The following is a 9,193-nucleotide window of genomic DNA, read 5'->3' as shown; positions in this document are numbered from 1 at the left end:
ATGATATGATTCATGGAATGAAATTCACCGTCGGAGACGTTGAAGATTTTTCCGGCAGCGCCCGAATGCTCTATTCCTAACGGTCGTGCCATACATCTCTCCTTTGAACGATAAGATTTTCCTATATCATGTCAAAGAAAGTTATTTTTTGAATTTTGGAGACCCGACCCCTTATTTGTTGTACCAAAATCAGTAAAATAAGGTTTGGTTTGTACTTCCGGCCTTTATTGAATCAGGCCCGAACTGATTTGACTTCAGATCGGGCCTTTAAAACAATTAAAATGAATATGTAAGAATGCCACCCGCTGAAACCCTGTCTTTAAACTGGCCTTCAATGTTGAATTTCAATTCCTTAGTAAATGGGATACTAAATCCAAGAAAACCACCTACTGGATTCTTTACCTTTATTGTATCACTGCCACTCAAACTAACCCCTAAGAGTGACATCGTAATCTCAGCTTTCGCATTGGCATAGGTATAAAAACCCCCACCATATATGATAAAATCATTTACCTTTACCTGCCCTGTGAATCCAGCATTAATATCGTAATAATTTTTAAATTCAAAATCTGCTTTTACAGGAACACCCAACACTGTAGCAGAAACCGAATCTTTATAATTGGAGCGATATGTCCCCTGTAAAAAAGGTCCCCAACTAAAGGTCTTATTGTCATAAAGAGTACTCTTTATCCCTAGTGTGCCAAAGAACTTTTGACTGTCCTTTAAATCATCAGTATCATCAATTTTTAACTTCATATCTGCAGCACCTAACCTTCCATAAACCTCCCAGCCTTTAGTGGGGGCATATGAACCCTGTAAATACATCTGGTTTGATTCTGTCCTAAACTTTCCAGTATCTAAACTTACTCCGGCTATTCTGAATGTAGCGCTGTCCCATTTTGTATCCTCATAGAAGTATCCAACACCAAATGAAAAACTTCCTTCCTTAGCATAAGGTTCCAGTGGCCCAAACTGGCCTGCATATACTGAAGTTGCAAAGACAATGAAAATAAGAGTTACTATGATTCCCGTTAACTTTTTCATAATCACTCCCCCCTTACTATTTTATTTTTTTTATGTAACCCCCCAACTACCGTTCAACTTTAATAGATGAATACCTATTGAGAATCAACCTCATGAGTAGAATACTCAAACAATAATGTAGGATTTGTCAAGTATATTCTACATTTTATGTTGTTTCAAAAATCTTGAAGAAATGATTGTTTAATAACAATGAGGTCTTAATGAAAAGTACAAAAGAACTATTGGGGGCGAGAATAAAGGAGATACGAAAGATAAGGAGATTGTCACAATTCCAGCTTTCTGAAAAAGTAAACATTGACCCAAAACATTTAAGCCGAATAGAAGTAGGTAAAAGTTACCCATCACTTGAAACGCTCGAAAAAATTGCCGTGGCCTTACATGTTGGAATAAAAGACCTTTTTGAGTTCGTTGGTTATGTTACAAGTGAGGAGATTAGAGAGAACATAATTAGGTTACTTAATGAAGCCAACGAAAAAAACCTAAATATTATTTTTAATGTTACTAAAGGTATCGTATATTCAAAGTAGATTAATTAATTGTACAGACGGGGACATAAATTAATAAATTACCATTCAAGACGTTACGACTAACTTTTGAATTTCTGATATCAATCGCTATCAGGCAATCTGTTCAGAGCCGGAAGAGCTTTTGTGGAGCGTTTTTTCGTCCATCTCGTTTCTTTCGTCTCTCTGGTCATGACAAAATAGACAAGAAAGACTGAATAGACAGGATAGACGTATTTTAAGGTTGATTAGCGAACGAAACAGCGTTCCGGCTTTAACCTTAAATTCGTGCTGTTTAGTTTCCTGCCCTGATGGAGAGTATATCCCCGTCCTGAACAATATAGGTCTTTCCCTCAAGCCGCCAGAGACCAGCTTTCTTGCAGCCTGCGAAACCGCCGAGACGGATGAAGTCGTCATAGGAGACTGTCTCTGCCCGGATGAACTTTTGTGAGAGGTCGCCGTGGATTGCCTCTGCAGCATCCTGGGCATTCATCCCATTCCTTATTGGCCAGGCGCGGCATTCGTCATCCCCTACTGTTAAAAACGAGATGAGGCCAAGCGTGTCAAAGGCAAGCCTGATGATGCGTCCTGCCACTGATTCCCTGATACCGTACTCTGCCATAAATGAAGCCTGTTCATCAGGGGCCATGAGCGCGAGTTCTGCTTCGAGTTTCGCGCATACAGTGATCACAGGGATGTGTGAGGGAATAGTTTTTCTGAAGTTACTCACTATCTGGTCTGATGATTCCAATTTTTCTTCTTCGCAATTTACTACCACCATCATCGGCTTTTGTGAGAGGAACCTGAAGCCCTTAAGGTGCTTTCCGTCCCGTTCGAAAAGGGAAAGGGTGGCAAGTGGTTTCCCTGAATTGAGGTGACTGAGGCATTCGGTGAGGGACGCCTTTTCCTGCACAAGCGCAGTATTTTCCTTCTTTCCCGACTGCTTGCGGATTCTCTCAAGGCGGTTCTCGATCTGCATAATGTCGGAAAAGATAAACTCTTGGATGATGGTGAGGAATTCGCCTGTGAGGTCCACCGGACTTCCGTTATCGAAGTTACGGAGCACAAGCAGGAAGGCGTCGCTTTTGCGCATCTCCAGAAGGGTCTTTGCGCTTATTGTCTCGCTCTTTACATTCCCTTCTTCAATCGCAACCGTATCAGCCACGGTCATCCGTGCATAGACTGTTTTTCTCGGGTTAAATATTTCTGACAGTCTTTCAATACGTTCGTCAGGGACGTCAATCACAGTAACGGCATCCATGCCAGGTTTGTTTTCGGTGATTACCCCGCTCAGCGCCTGAAAGAGCATTGTTTTACCACATCCAAAACTACCTATGACATAAATGTGCATCTTCTTATCTCCTTAAATGCAAAGTTTTATTCGGTTGATAAGGGGAAAGTGTTACCAATCGGACGGGTCATCGGTGCCGATATGAGGTTTTCTTTCCAGTACATTTTTTACGAGCAGCAAATATTATACTGAAAAAACGCTAAAATTTCAAATGTTTATTGAAGTCTGATAAATTTCAAGGATTACTGACGATTTCTATGACCTGGGGTCAGGTCTTGAATTATAAGTTTTTTCATTGTATGGAGGTGCGTAAGCGAGCCGGTCTCCTTCAGTTTCCACAGGGTCATCAATGGAAGTCGCCTCATGAAATGACACCTGATAAATGCTATCTTGTCAAGAAAAAATAAATAAGGATATATTATCTGTTCTGGTTGGATTTTTTTTGTAAATCTATATAGAATGATAAGAAAACTGATAAATGAATAGATTCCCGAAATTTTGGAGATTTTGCAACGGGACAGATAAGGTGATGTGTAAACCACGGCTCCATTTTACTTCACATGGCATGCGGAGTATCTGCATCGGTATGTATTTGGTTCTGGCGACATGGATGCTCTCATCCCAGGCAGCCTGGCCAGCAACACAGCTTGTTATCTCAGGAGGAGAACCGGAGAGGACACTGTTGTGCCTGCCACTTGAAGCAGGAACATCATTCCACCTGGAATTCATCAATTCCATTTATCTGGCACCTGTGCGGGAAACACTTATTTACGAGCCGGCAGAGGGGATTTCCATCATCAGGGTTGAAAGCCCTTCTGCCGGTGTCTTTGAGTACTACGGGCTGACACCTGATGGGTCGGGCACGGCCATTATGCGTCGTAGTGTTGGAGAAATAAGAATTCGGAGTCACGACTATGAAAACCATCGGCTGACCGTTGGAGATAAAAGCGTCCGTTTCAAAGGGCTCGTTGCCGACGGTGAGTCTGTAACCATTAAGGTCCTGACTGGCAATAACTGCGGACATTAATCTGTCTGCGGGAGACACCTGTGGAAGAACAGAAGGTGCCTTTTGTGTTCGTCCTCACACCGGAAGGGGTAGGGCTACTTCTTGAGGAGCCGGCACTGAACATGATCTGGACCTTTGTCACGGCCATGAGGGGTGTCTTTGCGCATATAGCCCCATAGGTTAAACCAAATTTTTGGCATTGACAAGATTAGAAATTTTAAGTGGCACATCTACTTTGCTACACAGCTTCTATGGTTGACGGTGGTTTTCTCGTGATGTTGTAGGTGACGCTCACAACACCTAAAACCTCACGGGTTATCCTGTTTCCAAGCTTCATCAGTTTCTCAAAGGGGAGCTTTGTAGGTGTAGCCACTTTTGCATCAGTGCTCTCCCAGCATCTTACCTCTATCTGCAAGCCAAAATCTCTTTTGCCATTTCTCATCCCTGTTACCCTGTCTTTATGGAGAATGGCCAGATACTGAAATGCACCTGTTTTGCTCAACTCTTCCTCAACGATTTTTGTTGCCTTCCTCACAATTTCTACCCTTTTTGGTGTAACTTCTCCTATTACCCTTGCAGAAAGAGCAGGTCCAGGGAAGGGCGGTCTTGCATATATCTCCTCAGGCAGGCCGAGGACCTTCCCGACCTTGCGGATCGCACTTTTCCTGAGTTCTATCAGTGGCTCAATCAGATGGTATCCATATACCTCTTTTGTATCGATTCCAAGCTGTGCCAGTATATTATGCTGTCTCTTTATCCCTGCCACGGTTTCTTCTATGTCTGTATAGTTTGTGCCCTGCAAGAGAAACCTGGCACTGCTTTTCTTCACAAGAGAGCCAAAAACTTCCTTATAAAATACATGCGTGATTGCCTCTCTCTTCTTCTCAGGGTCTTCAATACCTTTTAATGCATCGAAAAATTGTTTCTTTGCATCGATGAGTTTCACGGGAACGCCTAATTTTTTAAAAAGGGAGACAACATACTGTGGTTCTTTATGTCTCATAAGGCCGCTGTCTATGAAATATGTCTTGAGTTTACGTCCCAATGCCTTGAAGCCGAGCATTGTAACAACCGATGAATCCACACCACCGGATAAGGCATTGACCGCAAAACCATTGCCTACTGCTTTTGAAATTTCTTTTACCTTTTCATTAATAAATGCTCCTGGTCTCAATTTCTGAAGAGGTATCTCTTTGATTTTTGTCATATATCCCTCCTTGTATATCAATTGCTCCATAATAACGAAGGCCCTTTTTGATTGTCAATAAAAATGTATGATGAAAGAGAGCATTTTTTGTTTAAGCAATCCCTCGTCTTATGATAATCTTATTGAGAGGAAAGTTACAGAGCAATGAAAGGAGGTTTATAGAATGGTATCAGGAATAACGCTGAAGAAGGGGAGGTTATCCGCTGCCCTTTTGAAGTGCTTTCAGAATTACTATAGAGCCATAGATGTTGACCCTGGTTATGTAGCTTTGATGTGGCGGCAGTGGAAGGATAGTCCCGATATCATTAAGTATACAGTCAAGGAAAATGATAAGGATGTGGGCTGGATTATCTATAATCCGGGGAAGAGCACCATAGAGGAGATTCTTATAAAGGGAAAACGGGAAGGAAAAGGTCTTGAATCTCGCATGGTCGATGCCCTCATTGCAAGGGAGAGTCTTATTGCAGCAGAGGTTCTAAGGGCAGATAAAGAAAAATACCAATGGATGGTGGAGTATGGTTTTCGTCCTACCAGGTCCTTTACTGCAGATGGATTCCCACTAATCAAGATGGATTTAAGCATATCTGTCCTTTTTGAAAGGCTTGAGGGAAAGAAACCCGCCAGGATTTACCGGAAAAAGGAGAGGGTGGCTATTGAGAGGGTCCCTGAGAGTGGGACCGCAAGCGAGATCAAGAAAGGGCTTGAAAATCTGATTCATAAACTTGGAGGTTTGAAGAAGTTTGTCAAATTAGGAGAGGTTGTAGTGATTAAGCCTAATATCGTAGCCGATCACGGGTTAAAGGACGGCATTTACAAGAGGGGGGTCGTCACAGATATACGGCTCATTAAAGCCCTGACCGAGCTCATTCTGCCTGTGGCTGGAAAAGTAATGATCGCCGAAGGTTCATCAATCAACCGGAGTGCAACATATAAACTATTTCTCCATTACGGGTATGATAAATTAATCGACCTTGATCCCAAAAAGGTGAGCCTCGTTGACCTGAATACAGATAAACAGGTGGAGAAGGCAGTGCCTGGAGGCAAGAGGATGCTTTCAAGGAAGATTCCACTTACAGTTGAAACAGCAGATGTAATTATCAATGTGCCGGTCTTGAAGACGCATTTTGCTGCAATTGCTTCCCTGAGTGTCAAGAGCCTTCAGGGGGCAGTCCCGCCGCTCGAAAAGTACATGTCACACTTTTTCGGGCTCTGGCAGAATCTTGTTAATATTCACCATCTTATTAAACCAAAGCTCATTATTATTGATGGGCTTATTGGCCAGGAGGATTTTGGGCCGGTCTCCGGAGCATCAAAGAGAATGAACCTTCTGATTGGAGGGACAAACCCTGTAGCGGTAGATGCCACGGCTATGAGGGTCATGGGCCTTGACCCTGTCACATCCCCGCCTGTGCTTCTGGCATATATCCAGGGGTTAGGCCCCATAGACGCCAGGAAGATCAATATCATCGGTCCTTCCATCAATAAACTCAGAAGCCCCTTCAAACAGCCGGAGATTAATTTAAATAATGGCAGGGATATTGCAATCTATGTCGGTCATGCCTGTAGCGGCTGCAGGGGTTACCTCCATTTTGTCCTGAACAAATTGCGTAGGCCTGATCCGAAGGATGCAAACCGGTTTTTAATCGACAGGCCCTTTGAGAAAAAGGTGAACATCTTCCTCGGTCCTGCAACAGAACGTGAGATCAATCCGGAAGAAACAAACATCTTCATGGGCATCTGCCAGCAGCACCATGCAGAAATGGGAACTCATTTGCCAGGCTGTCCTCCCCATGCAGAGGTTATTATGAAAGGGATATTCCATTTGTTCCCTGATATCGAGCGGCCCAAATATGCGGATAAGAGTGAGGAGGATAAACTGGAGGAGATGCTGCAGGAAATTTTGTCGATGGCTTAAGCCTTTCAGCTTATTCGGTCTTCGACCAAGTTTTTATTGCAAAAAATTTTGTATTGGGGAAGAATAAAGAGAAAATCCCTACATAAAGGGTTGAACAGAAAAGAGCAAGTAAATATCACTGAAAGGAGGTGGGATACGTAAGTAGTTAGTAGCAATTGTTCTGTTTTATTTTGGGGGTATTTATTGAGAAGATTAGAGGAGGTAAGTATGTCAGGAAAAAAATGGGCTATTGGAATTACTGTGTTTTGTATGATTTTAGTCTTGGCTCTCGGCACTGCTTTTGCGGCAGAAAAACCTATTAAGATAGGTGTTCTCTTTGTTATGTCTGGACCGATGGGGGGGTATGGTAAACACGGAAATCAGGCAGTTCAGTTAGCGGTTGATGAAATTAACGCAAAAGGCGGTATCCTGGGAAGAAAAGTAGTAGCCATGTTTGAAGATGCCAAGCTGGACGCTGAAACAGGGGCTCGGATTACCAAGAAATACATAGTTGACAACAAGGTAGACTTTATTATAGGCCCCACTTCGAGTGGTGCAGCGGTCGCTGTATCAAAAATTGCCACTGAGAACAAGAAAATCTTAATATTGACACAGGCAGCAGCGAATTCAATGACAGACGCCCAGTTCAGCCGCTACCAGTTTAGTGTCCTGAGCAATGCAATGATGCACTCACGATCAGGGGCATATTATATGGCTTCAAAGCCTTATAAGCGCTGGATGTGCATCGGGCCCAATTACAATTACGGGCATGAATCATGGGCAGCTTTCAGAGACAAGTTGAAAGAATTGAAACCAGACATAGAGATTGTGGGCGAGCTGTGGCCGAAGCTCATGGAGTCAGACTATACACCTTTTATTAAAAAAATTGTGGAAGCAAAACCCGATGCAGTCTGGTCACCTTTGTGGGGTGTGGATGCAGTCAATTTTATCAAACAGGCCCTCCCGTTCAAACTTTTTGATAATATCAAATTTGCCTTCCCCGATGGAGCAGCTTTGGAGACACTCATGCCCCTCGGAAAGGATATCCCTGAAGGTACATTTGTGGCAGCTCGCTACTTTTTCCTCACACCGGATACGGAAAAGAACCGAAATTTTGTTAAAACATATTACGAAAGGTTTAAAGAATATCCAGACTATATGGCTGAAGAGACCTATGCAGGCGTCTATTTCATAAAAGCAGCTATAGAGCGTGCGGGCTCGACAAATACAGAGAAGATTATAAAAGCAGTGGAAAGAGAACCCCTGGCATGGGAAACCCCTGAAGGCTGGAAGATCATGCGGAAGGAGGATCATTCTGTCGTGGAAGATGTTGTCTGGGGTGAGACCATGTACAGTGAGAAATATGGATTTGCCATCCTCAAAAATATGCAGCCCATTCAGGCAGAAGAGATTTGCCGGACACCAGAAGAGCTGAAGGCGGTACGTGCCAATTACGAAAAAAAGATGAAAAAGGAAAAATAAATTGATTTGAAGTTTCGCTGGCGGCGGTCATTTAAAAGGCCGCCGCCTTTTACGACTCACTCCTTACGGCTTTATGCGCCAGAAAGCTGTTTCCTTCACAAATCAACCTTAAAATACCGTCTATCCGGTCTATTACAGGGGCTTGCGTCGCCCCCTCCACAGGCAAAGCCCGCGGAGCCTCCCCCTCTCGCTCGCGGTGCTTGCTTAAGTAGATTCCCACGAACGACGCAAGCATACAGAGGACCACGCCTTCAGGTGTGGGTGAATGCTTCAGTTGCTAACGCTAAGCGTATGTATAGTGCTACGGGCTTACCCGTGGGAATCTACTCAGTCTTTCTTGTCGTGACTAAATAGACAGGATAGACGAGATAAACCAGAGAGACGAAAAAATCTCTTCCGGCTTCACAATTTGCCTAATGATTATGTAATCGTTAAAGAAATAAAAACTTATATTTCAAGACCTGACCCTGTAATGTGTTCTCTATCTGATCGGTTTCACCCGTTCTGGTGCCAGCCTGGGTGGCTTTTTAAGAGGTTCTGTCTTCGTTACACCTTGTTTTTCAGGTAGTGGCTTGGGTATAGCTTTAATTTGGCCTTGTTGTTGGATATCAGCGGGCGGAAGAGGGCCTGTAACAACAGCCCGGAATTCGGTTCCAGGTTTTGCTCTCAGATATGGACTGGCAGTATCCGTACTGGGTACCTGCCATGGCTCACCCTGTATCCACGAAAGTAACAGGTAAAGAGAACAAGTATAGGAAACAGCATC

The 9,193-nt window shown here is 43.5% G+C and carries 9 protein-coding genes; 5 read left to right on the top strand and 4 right to left on the bottom strand.

Annotated features, from left to right (window positions below):
- Nucleotides 1–276: 276 nt before the first annotated feature.
- On the bottom strand, nt 277–1,044 hold the full coding sequence (locus NTU69_05755; protein ID MCX5803025.1) for a hypothetical protein: 768 nt from the start codon (nt 1,042–1,044) through the stop codon (nt 277–279).
- A 200-nt stretch (nt 1,045–1,244) separates the two neighbouring features.
- Between NTU69_05755 and NTU69_05750 the strand changes: the two genes are divergently transcribed.
- On the top strand, nt 1,245–1,571 hold the full coding sequence (locus NTU69_05750; GenBank protein ID MCX5803024.1) for a helix-turn-helix transcriptional regulator: 327 nt from the start codon (nt 1,245–1,247) through the stop codon (nt 1,569–1,571).
- Between the two features lie 271 nt (nt 1,572–1,842).
- On the opposite strand, the gene NTU69_05745 is transcribed toward NTU69_05750, so the two are convergent.
- Nucleotides 1,843–2,898: a DUF933 domain-containing protein gene (locus tag NTU69_05745; protein MCX5803023.1), complete on the bottom strand. Its 1,056-nt coding sequence runs from the start codon at nt 2,896–2,898 to the stop codon at nt 1,843–1,845.
- 526 nt (nt 2,899–3,424) lie between these two features.
- On the opposite strand from NTU69_05745, the gene NTU69_05740 reads away from it, so the two are divergent.
- A complete protein-coding gene (locus NTU69_05740) occupies nt 3,425–3,865 on the top strand; it encodes a hypothetical protein (GenBank protein MCX5803022.1) in 441 nt (146 codons plus the stop codon).
- Nucleotides 3,866–3,885: 20 nt separating this feature from the next.
- Nucleotides 3,886–4,023 (top strand): hypothetical protein, encoded by a 138-nt coding sequence (locus NTU69_05735; GenBank protein ID MCX5803021.1) that lies wholly within the window; start codon nt 3,886–3,888, stop codon nt 4,021–4,023.
- A gap of 59 nt (nt 4,024–4,082) precedes the next feature.
- Here the strand turns inward: NTU69_05735 and NTU69_05730 are convergent, their stop codons facing one another.
- A complete protein-coding gene (locus NTU69_05730; GenBank protein ID MCX5803020.1) occupies nt 4,083–5,051 on the bottom strand; it encodes an ExsB family transcriptional regulator in 969 nt (322 codons plus the stop codon).
- Between the two features lie 163 nt (nt 5,052–5,214).
- On the opposite strand from NTU69_05730, the gene NTU69_05725 reads away from it, so the two are divergent.
- Nucleotides 5,215–6,966 (top strand): DUF362 domain-containing protein, encoded by a 1,752-nt coding sequence (locus NTU69_05725; protein ID MCX5803019.1) that lies wholly within the window; start codon nt 5,215–5,217, stop codon nt 6,964–6,966.
- A gap of 207 nt (nt 6,967–7,173) precedes the next feature.
- A complete protein-coding gene (locus tag NTU69_05720) occupies nt 7,174–8,427 on the top strand; it encodes an ABC transporter substrate-binding protein (GenBank protein MCX5803018.1) in 1,254 nt (417 codons plus the stop codon).
- A gap of 481 nt (nt 8,428–8,908) precedes the next feature.
- Here NTU69_05720 and NTU69_05715 read toward each other — a convergent pair.
- Nucleotides 8,909–9,193 (bottom strand): hypothetical protein (locus tag NTU69_05715; GenBank protein MCX5803017.1); only part of this gene is annotated, 285 nt, incomplete at its 5' end.

It is taken from the genome of Pseudomonadota bacterium, assembly GCA_026388215.1.
GTDB lineage: Bacteria > Desulfobacterota > Syntrophorhabdia > Syntrophorhabdales > Syntrophorhabdaceae > JAPLKF01.
The sequence above is the reverse complement of the archived record's forward strand: the minus strand, read 5'-3'. Positions and strand labels throughout refer to the sequence as shown.